Below are 15,524 nucleotides of genomic sequence, written 5' to 3' on the forward strand. Positions count from 1 at the left end.
ATGGGAAATCAACATGCAATGGATTTGTTTGAGGAAGAGCAAAAGTTTATAAAAGCGCAAGTTCTTCATACCATTTTCCACAACGAAGAAAACCTCTATTCCGTTGTCAGTATGAAAATTATTGAAACGAATGAAACATATGACGAAAAAAAGGTCATGATAACAGGTCACTTTCCCCGAATGCATGAAGATGAAGTGTTTACACTAACGGGTCATTTTAAAGATCATCAAAAGTACGGGAAACAATATCATATTGAAACGTTTAAAAAGGAATTGCCACAAACAAAAGCAGGAATGGTGCAATATTTAGCGAGTGATTTATTTAAAGGAATCGGGAAACGAACAGCAGAAAAGATTGTTGATCATCTTGGTGAACATGCGATTTCAAAAATTATGGATGATCCCGCAGCTTTGGACGGGATTGTAAATAAGCAAAAAGCACAAGAAATATACGAGACGATTATTGAACATCAAGGTCTTGAAAAAGTGATGAGCTTTCTAAATGGTTATGGGTTTGGAACGAAGCTTTCTATTAAAATTTATCAACAGTATAAAGAAATGACACTGGAAGTCATTCGCAATAATCCGTATCAGCTTATTGAAGAGGTAGATGGTATTGGTTTTGGCCGGGCTGATGATATTGGACGAGCGCTTGGTATCTCTGGTAATCATGCTGATCGTGTACGAGCAGGATGCTTTTATACATTAGAGCACGTGTCGCTGCAAGAAGGTCATGTATATATGAAAAGAGAGCAGTTAGTGCAGCAAACAATGGAGTTATTAAATAACCAGGAAATGGCTGTTACAGAAGAAGATGTTTTGCAATGTGCGGAAATGATGCAAGGAGAAGGTAAAATTATTATAGAAGATGAGCGTGTATATTTAGCCTCCTTGTACTATTCTGAAAAAGGTGTTGTAGCCTCCATTAATCGTTTACTTGGCCAAGAAGAACTTCCTTCCTTTCCTGAATCAGAGCTGTTGTTAACACTCGGAAAAATTGAAGAACAACTTGGCGTGCAATACGCACCGCTTCAGCAAGAAGGTATTCAAACAGCTCTTTATAAGCCAATGATGATTTTAACAGGTGGACCTGGTACAGGAAAGACGACTGTTATTAAAGGGATTGTTGAAATGTATGCTTCTCTTCACGGTTTATCATTAGACCCGAAGGATTATAGTGATGACAATCCGTTCCCTATTCTATTAACAGCACCGACAGGAAGAGCGGCAAAGCGTATGAGTGAATCAACAGGATTGCCTGCTTGTACGATCCATCGTTTGCTTGGATGGACACCGGAAGGATCGTTTCAACGTAATGAGCACGATCCTGTTAAAGGGAAACTGCTTATTATTGATGAGTTTTCCATGGTTGATATTTGGCTTGCGAATCAATTGTTCAAATCATTGCCATCTACGATTCAGGTCATCATTGTTGGAGATGAAGATCAATTGCCATCTGTTGGTCCTGGACAAGTGTTGAAAGATTTATTAGAAGCGGGCGTTATTCCGACGGTAAAGCTTACGGAAATCTATAGACAAGCAGAAGATTCATCTGTCATTCAGCTTGCTCATGCGATTAAAAAAGGTGTACTACCTTCTGATGTAACCCAAAACAAGAAAGATCGTTCGTTTATTACATGTACAGGAACTCAAATTGTGGATGTTGTGAAGCAAGTGTGTGAAAACGCAAAAACAAAAGGATTTAGTGCGCGAGATGTACAAGTGTTAGCTCCGATGTACAAGGGACCAGCGGGTATTAATACGTTAAATGAAGCGCTGCAAGAAGTATTTAATCCGAGAAAAGAAAAAAGAAAAGAAATCGCATATGGCGAAGTTGTGTATAGGAATGGAGATAAAGTGCTTCAACTTGTCAATCAACCGGAAAGTCAAGTGTTTAACGGTGATATTGGTGAGATTGTGTCGGTGTTTTATGCGAAAGAAAACGTGGAACAACAAGATATGGTTGTTGTTTCTTTTGACGGTATCGAAGTGACCTATACAAAAGCAGATTTAAATCAAATTACACACGCATATTGCTGTTCGATCCATAAATCACAAGGAAGCGAATTTCCAATTGTAATCATGCCTGTTGTGAAAAGTTATTATCGTATGCTGCGCCGTAATTTAATTTATACAGGGATTACACGCAGTAAAAAGTTTTTAATTATTTGCGGCGAAGAATCGGCGTTTCAATCTGGCGTAAGTCGCCTTGATGACGCGCTTCGTCAAACTACATTATGCAACCGCCTGCAAGGAAAGACAGAAGTAACGGAGGTTATAACTGCGGAAGGTCTCGATGTGGAAAACATTTCACCGTATGATTTTATGTGATGAGGTGAAATTATATAGTGTAATGCAGTTCTTCTCGTGTATAAACATATACAGTTTGGACATAATGGCGTAATAGAATACGGGAGATTGTAAGGAGATGAACGCCATATGTTTAGTTGTCCAAACTGTAAAGGGAAAGATATTGGAAAAATCGGTGTGAATCAATATTATTGCTGGAACTGTTTTATTGAATTATCGATTTCAAAGGGGAAAATTCATACACATCAAGTCGAAGAAGATGGTTCATTAAGTTCTTTAGATGATTTGTTTGATGAGAATGAACGAACAATCGGCTAATAAGGAGAGTGTTAACTTTGAAATTGCGTTCATCATTAATTGCATTAGGTATAGGAGCAGCAGCATATCAATATGCACGTAAGCAAGATGTATTTTCAAGACGAAATATGAAAAGAGCACGTAAAATGCTTCGGTCCTATTTATAATTCACATTATACATGCGAAAAAGCTTCCTAATTTTAGGGAGCTTTTTTTTCGCTATTTGCGGGCAGTAATACTCCCGCCTCAAAATTCAGCGAAAGCAAAGAAGTTACTTCCCGTAAAAGCCCGATTGGTGAGGGCTGATAATCAATGGAAAGAAAACCCCCACTGATTAAAGTTTCACTTTATCATATCTAGCGAGAAGACCCCCATCTCAAGCGCGAAACTGTAGGTGGGGGTAGTTCAATATGTACTTGTATGGAGATAAAACAGTCCGATTTGGGAGAAGAGATGGGAAAGTCCGTAGCAGCCAAGTCCTAAAATGCCATAATGCCAGAGATGCCTGGCACGTTCTTGATTTGAAGAGGGAATGAAAAATCCCTTCCAAATGCCAAGACAAATACATACCCATTCTAATAGCATACAAAGTGCGGAAAGACCTAGCATCAACCAAACCATCGTATTCCCCCTAACTTTGTGGAACGAATTGGGATATTACTGCCCATCCATGCGTAATAGCGCATGAAATGGTGCTTGTTATTTTAAGTATATGTATTCTTCTACAAAACAATAAGAATACCTACAAAAATATTGCAACGCGGCAAGGTTTTTTAATTTTTACACATAACCTTCTCCATTTCTTTTCAAACTAAGAAATAGAGGAGGTTTTTCTGTTGAAGAATCTTAAAATTATTTGGATCTATCGGTTAGGATTATTATTGCTGATTTTTTTATGTTTACTTGTCTTTTTGAAAATTAAGCCGCTTTGGGCACCGATTTTATTTGTGTTTAAGGTTGCTATTACACCATTTCTCATCGCTTGCTTTATTGCTTATTTGCTGCACCCGCTTATTGAAAAATTGCATGAAAAAGGTATGCCGCGTACAATTGCCATTTTACTCATTTATATTCTTTTCTTTGGGGGCCTTGGGTACGGTGTGTATAAAGGAACACCAGCCGTTATTGCACAGCTCCAAGAAATGAACGAACAATTCCCGCAAATTGTAAATATGTATGAAACGTGGACGGATGGAGTAACAGAGCAAACTGAAAATTTTCCTGAGTTCGTGAATGAGAAAGTGAAGCAAATATTTACAGGGATTGAAGGGAAGATACAAGCGCTTTTAAATAAAGTAATGAGTACAGCAAGAGGAATACTTGATTCGCTTCTTATTATTTTTTTAATTCCATTTATCGTATTTTATATATTGAAAGACTACGCAGAGTTTTATTGTATTTTTTGGAAGATTATACCAACAAAATGGCGTAAGGATGGGCAACAGTTAGCAAAAGAAATTGATAAGTCTCTTGGGAATTATATTCGCGGCCAATTATTTGTTTGTTTAATTTTGGGAGGGGTTTCTGCACTAGCCTTTTGGTTTATCGGGATGAAATATCCACTGCTTTTAGGAATTATTGTTGGAGTTACTGATATTATCCCGTATTTCGGCCCTATTTTAGGGGCGATTCCAACATTAATGATTGCTGCAACAGTATCGACGAATTTAGTCATTAAAGCTGGCATTGCGCTTGCGATTTTACAATTTGTTGAGAGTAATATACTATCTCCGTATATTGTGGGAAGATCGCTGCGAATGCACCCAGTTGTTATTATGCTTGCGCTACTTATTGGGGGAGAAGTTGGCGGCATTGTCGGGCTTTTATTATCCGTTCCCCTTCTAGCAATTCTTCGTACGATCATTGTGCATACTAAGCCATTTTGGAAACATTGACAAATGGAAATGGATTCGCTACAATTTGGGCATATAGTATATGTTAAATTGATGACGGAACGAGTATGTTACAGTCCATTTTGCAGAGAGAGGCTTCCTTAGGCTGTAAGAAGCTTCAAATGAAGGGTAACAGAACGCTATTCCTGAGAGCAGCTAATTCCTGCCGTCTTGCCACGTTACGGCAACTTGAGGTGATGAAATATATGCATATTGTTATGATATGCAATTTAGCTGTCGTGTCTAAAAATGAGACACTTCCGCTTTTTATTTCATAATCAGGGTGGTAACGCGAGTCAACTCTCGTCCCTGTTATAGGGGACGGGAGTTTTTTGTTTTTTATCCCGCATTAACGAGCAGTAAATCCCCCACCTCAAGATTAAGAAAATGCGAGGGAGATAGGTGGGGGCTAATGATAAGTGGAGGAAGAAGCCCCCCACTTATCAAAGTTTCACTTTAATTGATTTTAATGAAGGAGGAAATACATATGAAACACTTAACAGGCGCACAAATTCGTCAAATGTTTTTAGATTTTTTCCAGGAAAAAGGACATGCAGTAGAACCGAGTGCATCATTAGTTCCGCACGAAGATCCATCTCTTTTATGGATTAACAGTGGTGTTGCAACGCTGAAAAAATATTTTGATGGCCGCGTAATTCCGCAAAACCCACGCATTACAAATGCGCAAAAATCAATTCGTACAAACGATATTGAAAACGTAGGAAAAACAGCTCGTCACCATACATTCTTTGAAATGTTAGGAAACTTCTCAATTGGTGATTACTTCAAAGAAGAAGCAATTACATGGGCTTGGGAGTTTTTAACGAGCGACAAATGGATTGGATTCGATAAAGAATTACTATCTGTTACCATTCATCCAGAAGATGAAGAAGCATTTACGATTTGGCATGAAAAAATGGGTGTACCAAAAGAGCGCATTATTCGCTTAGAAGAAAACTTTTGGGATATCGGTGAAGGCCCAAGTGGACCGAACACAGAAATTTTCTACGATCGCGGAGAAGCTTACGGTAATGATTTTAGCGATTCAGAATTATATCCAGGCGGAGAAAATGAGCGTTATTTAGAAGTATGGAACCTTGTATTCTCACAATTTAACCATAACCCTGACGGTACATATACGCCGCTTCCAAAGAAAAACATTGATACAGGGATGGGTCTTGAGCGTATGGCATCTGTTGTACAAAACGTGCCAACGAACTTTGACACAGACTTATTTATGCCAATTATCGGTGCAACAGAAGTTATTTCTGGTGAAAAATACCGTGCTGGTAACCATGAACAAGATACAGCATTTAAAGTAATCGCTGACCATATTCGTACAGTAACATTTGCAGTTGGAGACGGAGCGCTTCCTTCTAACGAAGGTCGAGGTTATGTATTACGTCGTTTATTACGCCGCGCTGTACGTTATGCGAAGAAATTAAACGTTAACCGTCCATTTATGTACGAATTAGTACCAGTAGTTGGTGAAGTAATGAAAGACTTCTATCCAGAGGTCCTGGAAAAGAAAGATTTCATTGCACGCGTTGTGAAAAATGAAGAGGAGCGTTTCCATGAAACACTTCATGACGGCGAGGCAATTTTAGCTGAAGTGATTGGAAAAGCAAAAGAAGAAAAATCAACTGTTATTTCTGGCGAAGATGCATTCCGTCTATATGACACATACGGATTCCCAATTGAGTTAACAGAAGAATATGCAGAAGAAGCTGGCATGACAGTTGATCATGAAGGTTTTGAAGCTGAGATGGAAAAACAACGTGAGCGTGCACGTGCAGCTCGTCAAGATGTTGATTCTATGCAAGTACAAGGCGGCGTTCTAGGTGAAATTAAAGTGGCGAGCGAATTTGTTGGCTACAATACTGTTGGAACAGAAAGTAACGTTGTTGCACTTGTGAAGAATGGTGAGTTCACAGATAGCCTGCAAGTTGGTGAAGAAGGACAATTAATGTTAGATGTAACACCATTCTATGCTGAGAGCGGTGGTCAAATTGCGGACCGTGGTTACATTCTTGCTGATGGCGTAAAAGTACTTGTAAAAGATGTGCAAAAAGCGCCAAATGGCCAAAACTTACACAAAGTAGTTGTAGAAGAAGGAACATTAACGAAAGATGCGGCAGTAAAAACGGTAATTGATACGAAAAACCGTGGGGAGGTAGTGAAGAACCATACAGCAACCCATCTTCTGCATCAAGCATTAAAAGATGTTCTTGGTGGACATGTAAACCAAGCGGGATCTCTAGTAACATCAGAACGTTTACGTTTCGACTTCTCTCATTTTGGTCAAGTACAAGCTGATGAACTTGAAAAAATTGAGCGTATTGTAAACGAGAAAATTTGGGAAAGTATCACAGTAGATATTTCTCAAAAAGCAATTGAAGAAGCAAAAGCGATGGGTGCAATGGCCCTATTCGGTGAAAAATACGGAGATGTTGTACGTGTTGTACAAGTAGGCGATTATAGCTTAGAGCTTTGCGGCGGTTGCCACGTAGATAACACAGCATCTATCGGTATTTTCAAAATTGTTGCTGAATCTGGTATTGGAGCAGGAACGCGTCGTATTGAAGCAGTAACAGGAAAAGCTGCATATGAATTAATGAACGAACAAGTAAGTTTATTAAAAGAAGCAGCAAACAAAATGAAAACAAATCCGAAAGACATTTTAACAAGAGTGGATGGCTTATTTACTGAAGTAAAACAACTGCAAAAAGAAAACGAATCTCTTGCGGCAAAACTAAGTAACATTGAAGCTGGTAACTTAACAGATGCAGTGCGTACAATTGATGGTGTAAATGTACTTGCGACAAAAGTTAATGTTGCAGATATGAACAACTTACGTACGATGATGGATGATTTAAAGAATAAATTACAATCCGCAGTTATTGTACTTACAGCTGTAAATGATGATAAAGTTAACATTCTTGCTGGTGTAACGAAAGATTTAATTGAAAAAGGATACCATGCTGGTAAACTTGTGAAAGAAGTGGCATCTCGCTGCGGCGGTGGCGGCGGTGGTCGTCCTGATATGGCACAAGCTGGCGGTAAAAACCCAGCACAAGTAGAGGATGCACTTGTATTTGTAGAAGAGTACGTTAAATCTGTTTCAAAATAAAGAGATAGTAGTGTACAATAGTAGGGAGAAGGAATATTTTTCTCCCTATACCTAGTAAAGTGAGGTGCTTAAAATGGACGGATTCGATAAAACGATGAAGTTTAACTTCCAAGAAGAAAAACAAAATGTCCATGTCAATGACGTACTATTAACTGTGTATGATGCACTTCAAGAAAAAGGATACAATCCGATTAATCAAATCGTCGGTTATTTATTAAGCGGCGATCCGGCATACATACCTCGTCATAAAGATGCTCGCAATATTATTCGTAAGCTAGAACGTGATGAATTGATTGAGGAGCTCGTAAAGTCTTACTTGAAACATCATCGTGAGGAGTAGTTTATGCGTATATTAGGTTTAGATGTTGGTACAAAAACAGTTGGTGTTGCAATAAGCGATGAGATGGGCTGGACGGCGCAAGGTTTAGAAACGATTAAAATTAACGAAGAAAGAGGAGAATTTGGTTTTAATCGTATTTCTGAATTAGTAAAACAGTACAATGTGGACAAGATAGTAGTAGGATTGCCAAAGAACATGAATGGAACAATCGGTCCGCGCGGCGAAGCTTGTCAGCAATTTGCAGAAAAATTGCATGAGCTTGTGCAATTAGAAGTTGTACTGTGGGACGAACGCTTGTCAACAATGGCAGCAGAGCGCCTGCTCATTTCGGCAGATGTGAGCCGAAAAAAACGAAAGCAAGTCATTGATAAAATGGCAGCTGTCGTGATTTTACAAGGATATTTAGATAGCAAATAAGAGGTGACCATAATGGAAGAAAATCAAATTACAATTGTTGACGAAAAAGGTAACGAACATCTATGTGAAATTATTTTCACTTTTGATGCTGAGAAATTCGGTAAAAAATCTTACGTAGTATTCTCACCAATCGGTGAAGTTGACGAAGATGGAGACCCAATTTACGATGCTATGGCTTACGAGCAAAATGACGATGAGTCTGGCGGTACATTACTTCCAATCGAATCAGAAGAAGAGTGGGAAATGGTACAAGAAATGTTTAACACTCTTGCTGATGAAGAAGAAGGCGAAGAAGAGTAATATGGTAAGTACAAACAAACTGATTTCATATTGAAATCAGTTTGTTTGATTTGTAAGGTAAATGAAAGATTTTTTTATCGAAAGCATACCGTTCTTTGTAGTATAATAGTACAGATTGTAGAAAAAAGAAAAAACATGTCTAACGGTAGACATGTTTTTTAATATTCCGTAGATTTTGTATAGGGTAGGCCCGTGCAGTCTATAATTGGGAGTAAGGAGGAAGTACGGTAGTGGATCAAAGGAAAACAAAAAAACGAATACGAGTAGTTGCGGTCATTTTCATTGCATTGCTTGTTGTGTGCGGTGGTGCATATGCGTATGTTACATCAGCTTTAAAACCACTAAATACAGCAAGTAAACAGGAAATTGAAGTGGAAATTCCAAAAGGTTCTTCTACAAGTAAGATTGGAGAGATTTTGGAAGACAAAGGAATTGTGAAAAACGGGACTATATTTAGTTTTTATGCAAAAATGAAATCAAAAAATTTACAAGCCGGTACATATTTGTTAAACCCATCGATGAATGTAGAGGAAATAATGGGACAAATGTCATCAGGTAATGTACATCGTCCAGTTGTTTATAAAGTGACAGTTAAAGAAGGCGCACAAGTTGTTGAAATTGCAGATACAATTGCAAAGGAATTGAAATGGAATAAAGAAGATGTTATTCGCCAACTAAACGATAAAGCGTTTGTACAAAAATTACAACAGAAATACCCTGTTTTATTAACAAATAAAATTTTTGATGCAAATATTAAATATCCATTAGAAGGATATTTATATCCAGCAACGTATTCTTTTTATAAAAAAGACCTAACGTTAGAAGAAATTATTATTTCAATGTTAGAGAAAACAAACAAGCTCATTGTTGAAAATGAACAGAAGATGAAAGAGAAAAAGTGGGATGTTCATCAATTATTAACTTTATCTTCACTTATTGAAGAAGAAGCAACAGGTTATACAGATCGTCAAAAAATTGCAAGCGTGTTCTATAATCGTTTAGCGAAAGGAATGCCTTTGCAAACAGATCCAACAGTGTTATATGCATTAGGTAAACATAAAGAGCGTGTATTATATAATGATTTAAAAGTAAACTCTCCGTATAATACATACGTTATAAAAGGGTTACCAGTTGGACCAATTTCGAATTCTGGTGTAAAATCAGTACAGGCAGCACTTGAACCTGCACAAACAGACTATTATTATTTCTTGGCGGCACCAGATGGCCAAGTGTACTACGCTAAGACATTAGAAGAACATAACGCGTTAAAACAAAAATATATTACACAAAAGCAATCGTAAATTTTTTGAGGGAAGCGAGAAAAATTCGCATATCCCTCTTTTTTATGATAAAATATACCGGGTTAAAAACTGGTAGAAGAATCGTTTTTAATATAGAAACGGGACGTACAAGCTAAGGATAGAGCGGGCTTGTATTTTTCTGTCCACATAGAGACAATATTCTTTTTTACTTCTCCATGCGATAAGGAGGACTATCTATGGAGCAACAAGATGTAGTTTGTGAATATTTGCTGTCTTTTATCGATCCAAAAGATGAGCTCATTCTTGAGATGGAACAGTATGCACGTGAGCATCACGTACCAATTATGGATCGCCTTGGCATGGAATTTATGTTGCAATTTTTGCGTTTAATTGGGCCAAAGAGCATATTAGAACTTGGTACAGCAATTGGATATTCTAGCATCCGCATGATGCAAGCCATTCCAAATTCAAGCATTGTGACAGTAGAGCGAAACACAGATCGATATGAAAAAGCACTTGAATATATAAATCGTTCCCCAGTAAAAGAGCGCATTTCTGTTATTTTTGGAGATGCTTTAGAAACAGGGGAGAAAGTAAAAGAACATGGCACATTTGATGTTATCTTTATTGATGCAGCAAAAGGACAATATCGTCGCTTTTTCGATATATATGAGCCGTTATTAAATCCTGGCGGCGTCATTATTTCAGATAATGTATTATATCACGGTCTTGTGACGACAAAGGAACACATTGAAAATAGACGTACACGGGGTTTAATTAGACGAATTAAAACGTATAACGAGTGGCTCATGAATCATGAAGGATATGATACAACCATCTTCCCAATTGGTGACGGAGTAGCAGTGAGTAAAAAGAAAGGGTGACAGGCAATGAAAAAACCTGAGTTGTTAGTAACGCCAAGAACAGTGGCGGATATCGAATCACTTGCAAAAGCAGGCGCAGATGCAGTGATGATTGGTGAACAAAAGTTTGGCTTACGTTTAGCCGGCGAATTTTCTCGCGAAGATGTAAAAGAAGCGGTAGCGATTGCACATGAAAATAATATGAAAGTATATGTCGCAATGAATGCAATGTTCCACAATGAGAAAGTAGAGGCTTTAAAAGATTACGTTTCATTTTTACAAGAAGTAAACGTAGATGCGGTTGTATTTGGAGATCCAGCTGTATTAATGACGGTGCGTGAAGTTGCTCCAAATATGAAAATGCATTGGAATACAGAAACAACGGCAACGAACTGGTTTACATGTAATTACTGGGGACGTAAAGGTGCAAAGCGCGCTGTGTTAGCTCGTGAATTAAGCTTAGATGCAATTGTTGAGTTAAAAGAACATGCAGAAGTAGAAATAGAAGTACAAATTCACGGTATGACATGTATGTTCCAGTCGAAGCGTTCTTTAGTAGGAAACTACTTCGAATATCAAGGTCGTGAAATGGAAATCGAGAAGAAGAAATACGAAGAAAACATGTTCTTGCATGATGCAGAGCGTAACAATAAGTACCCAATTTATGAAGATGAAAACGGTACGCACATTATGAGTCCAAATGACATTTGCTTCATCGACGAGCTAGAAGAGTTAATTGATGCAGAAATTGATAGTTTAAAAATTGAGGGTGTATTAAAAAGCTCTGAGTATATCATTGAAGTGACAAAGAAATATCGTAAGGCGATTGATTTATGTGTAGAAAATCGCGACGCATATTACGATGTGAAAGACGACTTATATAAAGAGATTGAGGAATTACAACCAGTAAATCGTCCGTTAGATACAGGGTTCTTCTTTAAAGAAACGGTTTATTAAAATAGGAGGTAACGCACATGAGTTTTCAAGAAATTTCACGCGTCATTAACGGAAAGCGTGTTATTGTAAAAAAACCTGAGTTATTAATGCCCGCAGGAAACCTAGAAAAATTAAAAATAGCTATTCATTACGGCGCAGATGCTGTATTTTTAGGAGGACAAGAATTTGGTCTTCGTTCGAATGCAGGGAACTTCACGTTAGAAGATATGGCTGAAGGCGTTGAATTTGCAAAGAAGTACGGTGCAAAAATATATGTTACAACAAATATCTTTGCTCATAATGAAAACATGGATGGGTTAGAAGAATATTTAAGAGGGATTGAAAAAGCAGGTGTAACAGGTATAATCGTTGCAGACCCTCTTATCATCGAAACATGTAAGCGCGTAGCTCCTTCTGTGGAAATTCATTTAAGTACACAGCAATCATTATCAAACTGGAAAGCGTCCCAGTATTGGAAAGAAGAAGGATTGCACCGCCTTGTACTTGCTCGTGAAGTAAGCTATGAGGAAATGAAAGAAATTAAAGAAAAAGTGGATATTGAAATTGAAGCATTTATTCATGGTGCGATGTGCATTGCTTACTCTGGAAGATGTACATTAAGTAATCATATGACAGCGCGTGACTCAAACCGCGGTGGTTGCTGTCAGTCTTGTCGCTGGGATTATGATTTAATTCAAACAGTATCGCAACATAAAGAAGCACAAGAACTTCCTCTATTCCAGGAAGAGGATGCTCCGTTTGCAATGAGTCCAAAAGACTTAAATCTTATTTTATCAATTCCGAAGATGATTGAAATCGGAATTGACAGCTTGAAAGTTGAAGGCCGCATGAAATCTATTCACTATATTGCAACTGTGGCAACTGTATACCGCAAAGTAATTGATACGTATTGCGGGGATCCAGACAACTTCGAGTTTAAACAAGAATGGTTAGAAGAGCTTGATAAATGCGCAAATCGTGATACAGCTCCTGCATTCTTTGAAGGAGTTCCAGGGCACTTAGAACAAATGTATGGAAATCATAGTAAGAAAACAACGTATGATTTTGCTGGTTTAGTGTTAGATTATAATGAAGAAACAGGCATTGTGACAGTTGAGCAGCGTAACTACTTCAAGCCAGGTCAGGAAGTTGAGTTTTTTGGACCAGAAATTGAAAACTTTACACAAACGGTGGAAAAAATTTGGGATGAGGATGGAAACGAATTAGACGCAGCGAGACATCCGTTGCAAATCGTGAAATTCAAAGTGGATCGACCAGTGTATGTGAACAACATGATGCGAAAAAGCATACTTCAATAAGAAAGAGTGATAGTTGAATGGGGACGAACAAGCCTGTTGTAATTGGAATTGCTGGTGGTTCAGGATCAGGTAAAACGAGTGTAACAAAAGCAATCTTTGATCATTTTCAAGGTCATTCGATTTTAATTTTGGAGCAAGATTATTATTACAAAGATCAAAGCCATTTGCCAATGGAAGAGCGTTTAAAAACAAATTATGATCATCCATTAGCATTTGATAATGACTTGTTAATTGAGCACTTGCAGCAGTTGCTGGAGTATAAGTCAATTGAGAAGCCAGTATATGATTATACATTGCATACACGTTCGGAAGAAATTATTCCAGTTGCACCGAAAGATGTAATTATTTTAGAGGGAATTCTTATTTTAGAAGATCCGCGTCTTTGCGATTTAATGGACATTAAAGTGTTTGTTGATACAGATGCTGACCTTCGCATCTTACGTCGTATGCAACGCGATATTAAAGAACGCGGCCGTACGATGGACTCTGTTATTGAACAATATGTAAATGTTGTGCGTCCAATGCACAATCAATTTATTGAGCCTTCTAAGAAATTCGCGGATATTATTATCCCAGAAGGTGGACAAAATCACGTTGCAATCGATATTATGGCCACAAAAATTGCAACAATTCTTGAAGAAAAAGTGAATTTGTAATAGCATAGTAAAAGATATCCGATAGGAAGGGATTTTCTCCCTTTCTATCGAATACAATGAAACATGCAACCTCACCCGCATTTAGGTGAGGGCATATTTATATTACCTTTCCATACATATCTTTTGGATATAAGGAAGAATTAAGGAAATACGGGGTTGTATGTGACAACTCCGCTAGTGCTGTGTGTACTAGAAACCTTCGCTATTTTATAAGGCGGGGGAGTTTTCATATGGAACTCCTCTTTTTTCGGGGGATCGGTATATAAAAGGAGTGGAAAACATGGCAACAGAAAAAACATACCCTATGACACTTGAGGGAAAACAAAAATTAGAACATGAGCTTGAACAATTAAAAACAGTAAGACGTAAAGAAGTTGTAGAACGTATTAAAATTGCGCGCAGCTTTGGTGATCTTTCTGAGAACTCTGAGTACGATGCAGCAAAAGATGAGCAAGCTTTTGTGGAAGGTCGTATTACACAACTTGAAAACATGATTCGCAATGCAGTTATTATTGAAGATAATGGCGAAGATTCTACAGTTGTAACACTAGGTAAGACTGTAACATTCAAGGAATTACCAGATGGAGAAGAAGAAGCATATACAATCGTTGGTAGCGCGGAAGCAGATCCATTTGAAGGTAGAATTTCTAACGATTCTCCAATCGCGAAAAGCTTATTAGGTAAGCAAATTGGTGAAAAAGTAGCGATTCAAACACCAGGTGGAGAAATGCAAGTAGAGATCGTCTCTGTAAAATAATAAAAAAGGTTCACTCCTAAGAGTGAACCTTTTTTATTTATCTCACATTAACGGACAATAAGACTCTCGTCCCAAGATTCACAATGCCCAATTTTATATTAAATTGTCCATATAGTGTAGTGTGATCAATAAAGAAGAAGGTGGAACTATCCTTGAAGGAATTTTCATTTTATTCGACAGAATATGACAATACAGGGGTTTTAATTTTGATATTATAGTTGAAGAATTTCTTTACGTTTTGAAGTGCAAAAGAATTTTAAAGGGGATAGGAAAGAGGGAAAATTTATGAACAAGAAATTATTTGTCGCACTTACTTGCGGTATTATGATGACAGGATTAGCTGCATGTGGATCAAGTGATAAAACAAGTGCATCAAATGAATCAAAACCGAAACAAGAAGAAAAAAAGGAAGAGGCGTCTGCATCTTCAAAAAATTCGACTAGCGAAAAGGGAAAACAAGAATTAGGAAAAGAACAAAAGAGAGAGAAATTTGAAGATTTCGATCCAGCATATCAGTTAGCTATTGTAATGAGAATGTTTCAAGATGTAACGATCAAGTATGATTATGCGATTGGTAATCCAGAGTATTTGTTAAAGGGTACAATGGATCAAAAGACAATAGATGATATGAAGGAGATGTTACAAGAACAGGCAAAGAATAATGATAAGCTGTTCAAAGATGAAGTGAATCAAGCGTTTACTTTCTTAAAACAATCTAAAATAAGTAATAAAGGTGAAATCCAAAAGCTAATTGACGCAGAAAATGATTATTTAAAGATAGTAGACAAGATGATTGTATGTATTGATTCTGTAACAGTTGAAAATGCAAGTGAAAAAAGAAATGAAATGAATGCTTTACATTCGGAATATTTAAAAGCGGCAACTCAAGTAACAACTGCTTCAATTGAGACTGCAAAAAATTCAGGAATAGATGAAGAGGACTATAAAACGATTCTTAAAAAATTTTTAAAGATGCCAAAAGATCAATAAAAACTATACAAGAAAAATATAAACGCTAATAATAGCTTGCTTTGTATAAAAGGAA

16 protein-coding genes are annotated in these 15,524 nt (G+C 37.4%); 15 read left to right on the top strand and 1 reads right to left on the bottom strand.

All coding sequences use genetic code 11. The features are described from left to right. From recD2 to WAZ07_RS02325, 3 genes are all read left to right on the top strand, one after another. Window positions 1-2,331, top strand: a complete 2,331-nt coding sequence (gene recD2 / locus WAZ07_RS02315; RefSeq protein WP_336471159.1) for an SF1B family DNA helicase RecD2 — start codon at window positions 1-3, stop codon at window positions 2,329-2,331. 108 nt (window positions 2,332-2,439) lie between these two features. Next, window positions 2,440-2,628 (top strand): hypothetical protein, encoded by a 189-nt coding sequence (locus tag WAZ07_RS02320; RefSeq protein ID WP_020060848.1) that lies wholly within the window; start codon window positions 2,440-2,442, stop codon window positions 2,626-2,628. A 17-nt stretch (window positions 2,629-2,645) separates the two neighbouring features. After that, window positions 2,646-2,774: a YrzQ family protein gene (locus WAZ07_RS02325; RefSeq protein WP_090916815.1), complete on the top strand. Its 129-nt coding sequence runs from the start codon at window positions 2,646-2,648 to the stop codon at window positions 2,772-2,774. Between the two features lie 238 nt (window positions 2,775-3,012). On the opposite strand, the gene WAZ07_RS02330 is transcribed toward WAZ07_RS02325, so the two are convergent. Beyond that, window positions 3,013-3,228, bottom strand: coding sequence for a hypothetical protein (locus tag WAZ07_RS02330; RefSeq protein ID WP_336471160.1), 216 nt, complete (start codon window positions 3,226-3,228; stop codon window positions 3,013-3,015). 197 nt (window positions 3,229-3,425) lie between these two features. Between WAZ07_RS02330 and WAZ07_RS02335 the strand changes: the two genes are divergently transcribed. The 12 genes from WAZ07_RS02335 (at window position 3,426) to WAZ07_RS02390 (ending at window position 15,469) form a co-directional block, all read left to right on the top strand. Further along, the gene (locus tag WAZ07_RS02335; protein ID WP_336471414.1) at window positions 3,426-4,502 is read left to right on the top strand and encodes an AI-2E family transporter; all 1,077 of its coding nucleotides are present in this window, start codon (window positions 3,426-3,428) and stop codon (window positions 4,500-4,502) included. 484 nt (window positions 4,503-4,986) lie between these two features. Then, a complete protein-coding gene (gene alaS, locus WAZ07_RS02340; RefSeq protein WP_336471161.1) occupies window positions 4,987-7,629 on the top strand; it encodes an alanine--tRNA ligase in 2,643 nt (880 codons plus the stop codon). A 73-nt stretch (window positions 7,630-7,702) separates the two neighbouring features. Then, a complete protein-coding gene (locus WAZ07_RS02345) occupies window positions 7,703-7,969 on the top strand; it encodes an IreB family regulatory phosphoprotein (protein ID WP_035434175.1) in 267 nt (88 codons plus the stop codon). Window positions 7,970-7,972: 3 nt separating this feature from the next. After that, window positions 7,973-8,386, top strand: a complete 414-nt coding sequence (gene ruvX, locus WAZ07_RS02350) for a Holliday junction resolvase RuvX (protein WP_090916809.1) — start codon at window positions 7,973-7,975, stop codon at window positions 8,384-8,386. A 12-nt stretch (window positions 8,387-8,398) separates the two neighbouring features. Further along, the gene (locus WAZ07_RS02355; RefSeq protein WP_090916807.1) at window positions 8,399-8,686 is read left to right on the top strand and encodes a DUF1292 domain-containing protein; all 288 of its coding nucleotides are present in this window, start codon (window positions 8,399-8,401) and stop codon (window positions 8,684-8,686) included. A gap of 230 nt (window positions 8,687-8,916) precedes the next feature. Continuing rightward, entirely contained in the window at window positions 8,917-9,987 is a 1,071-nt protein-coding gene (gene mltG / locus WAZ07_RS02360) for an endolytic transglycosylase MltG (RefSeq protein WP_336471162.1), read from the top strand. Between the two features lie 197 nt (window positions 9,988-10,184). Further along, a complete protein-coding gene (locus WAZ07_RS02365) occupies window positions 10,185-10,832 on the top strand; it encodes an O-methyltransferase (RefSeq protein ID WP_336471163.1) in 648 nt (215 codons plus the stop codon). A 6-nt stretch (window positions 10,833-10,838) separates the two neighbouring features. Next, window positions 10,839-11,768: a peptidase U32 family protein gene (locus WAZ07_RS02370; RefSeq protein ID WP_336471164.1), complete on the top strand. Its 930-nt coding sequence runs from the start codon at window positions 10,839-10,841 to the stop codon at window positions 11,766-11,768. Window positions 11,769-11,785: 17 nt separating this feature from the next. Further along, a complete protein-coding gene (locus tag WAZ07_RS02375; protein WP_090916800.1) occupies window positions 11,786-13,066 on the top strand; it encodes a peptidase U32 family protein in 1,281 nt (426 codons plus the stop codon). Between the two features lie 17 nt (window positions 13,067-13,083). Next, window positions 13,084-13,722 carry a uridine kinase gene (udk, locus tag WAZ07_RS02380; RefSeq protein WP_336471165.1) on the top strand — a complete coding sequence of 213 codons (639 nt, stop codon included), beginning with the start codon at window positions 13,084-13,086 and terminating at the stop codon, window positions 13,720-13,722. Between the two features lie 280 nt (window positions 13,723-14,002). Next, window positions 14,003-14,479, top strand: coding sequence for a transcription elongation factor GreA (gene greA / locus WAZ07_RS02385; protein ID WP_090916796.1), 477 nt, complete (start codon window positions 14,003-14,005; stop codon window positions 14,477-14,479). 285 nt (window positions 14,480-14,764) lie between these two features. Further along, window positions 14,765-15,469, top strand: a complete 705-nt coding sequence (locus WAZ07_RS02390; protein WP_336471166.1) for a hypothetical protein — start codon at window positions 14,765-14,767, stop codon at window positions 15,467-15,469. The last annotated feature ends 55 nt before the right edge of the window (window positions 15,470-15,524 follow it).

It is taken from the genome of Bacillus bruguierae, from assembly GCF_037104725.1.
Classification (GTDB): Bacteria; Bacillota; Bacilli; order Bacillales; family Bacillaceae_G; genus Bacillus_A; species Bacillus_A bruguierae.

Bases quoted from the DNA above. Each gene is read 5' to 3' on its own strand.
- recD2 (WP_336471159.1), top strand. From the start codon at position 1: ATGGGAAATCAACATGCAATGGATTTGTTTGAGGAAGAGCAAAAGTTT.
- WAZ07_RS02320 (WP_020060848.1), top strand. From the start codon at position 2,440: ATGTTTAGTTGTCCAAACTGTAAAGGGAAAGATATTGGAAAAATCGGT.
- WAZ07_RS02330 (WP_336471160.1), bottom strand. From the start codon at position 3,228: ATGGTTTGGTTGATGCTAGGTCTTTCCGCACTTTGTATGCTATTAGAA.
- alaS (WP_336471161.1), top strand. From the start codon at position 4,987: ATGAAACACTTAACAGGCGCACAAATTCGTCAAATGTTTTTAGATTTT.
- WAZ07_RS02345 (WP_035434175.1), top strand. From the start codon at position 7,703: ATGGACGGATTCGATAAAACGATGAAGTTTAACTTCCAAGAAGAAAAA.
- ruvX (WP_090916809.1), top strand. From the start codon at position 7,973: ATGCGTATATTAGGTTTAGATGTTGGTACAAAAACAGTTGGTGTTGCA.
- WAZ07_RS02355 (WP_090916807.1), top strand. From the start codon at position 8,399: ATGGAAGAAAATCAAATTACAATTGTTGACGAAAAAGGTAACGAACAT.
- WAZ07_RS02365 (WP_336471163.1), top strand. From the start codon at position 10,185: ATGGAGCAACAAGATGTAGTTTGTGAATATTTGCTGTCTTTTATCGAT.
- WAZ07_RS02370 (WP_336471164.1), top strand. From the start codon at position 10,839: ATGAAAAAACCTGAGTTGTTAGTAACGCCAAGAACAGTGGCGGATATC.
- WAZ07_RS02375 (WP_090916800.1), top strand. From the start codon at position 11,786: ATGAGTTTTCAAGAAATTTCACGCGTCATTAACGGAAAGCGTGTTATT.
- udk (WP_336471165.1), top strand. From the start codon at position 13,084: ATGGGGACGAACAAGCCTGTTGTAATTGGAATTGCTGGTGGTTCAGGA.
- greA (WP_090916796.1), top strand. From the start codon at position 14,003: ATGGCAACAGAAAAAACATACCCTATGACACTTGAGGGAAAACAAAAA.
- WAZ07_RS02390 (WP_336471166.1), top strand. From the start codon at position 14,765: ATGAACAAGAAATTATTTGTCGCACTTACTTGCGGTATTATGATGACA.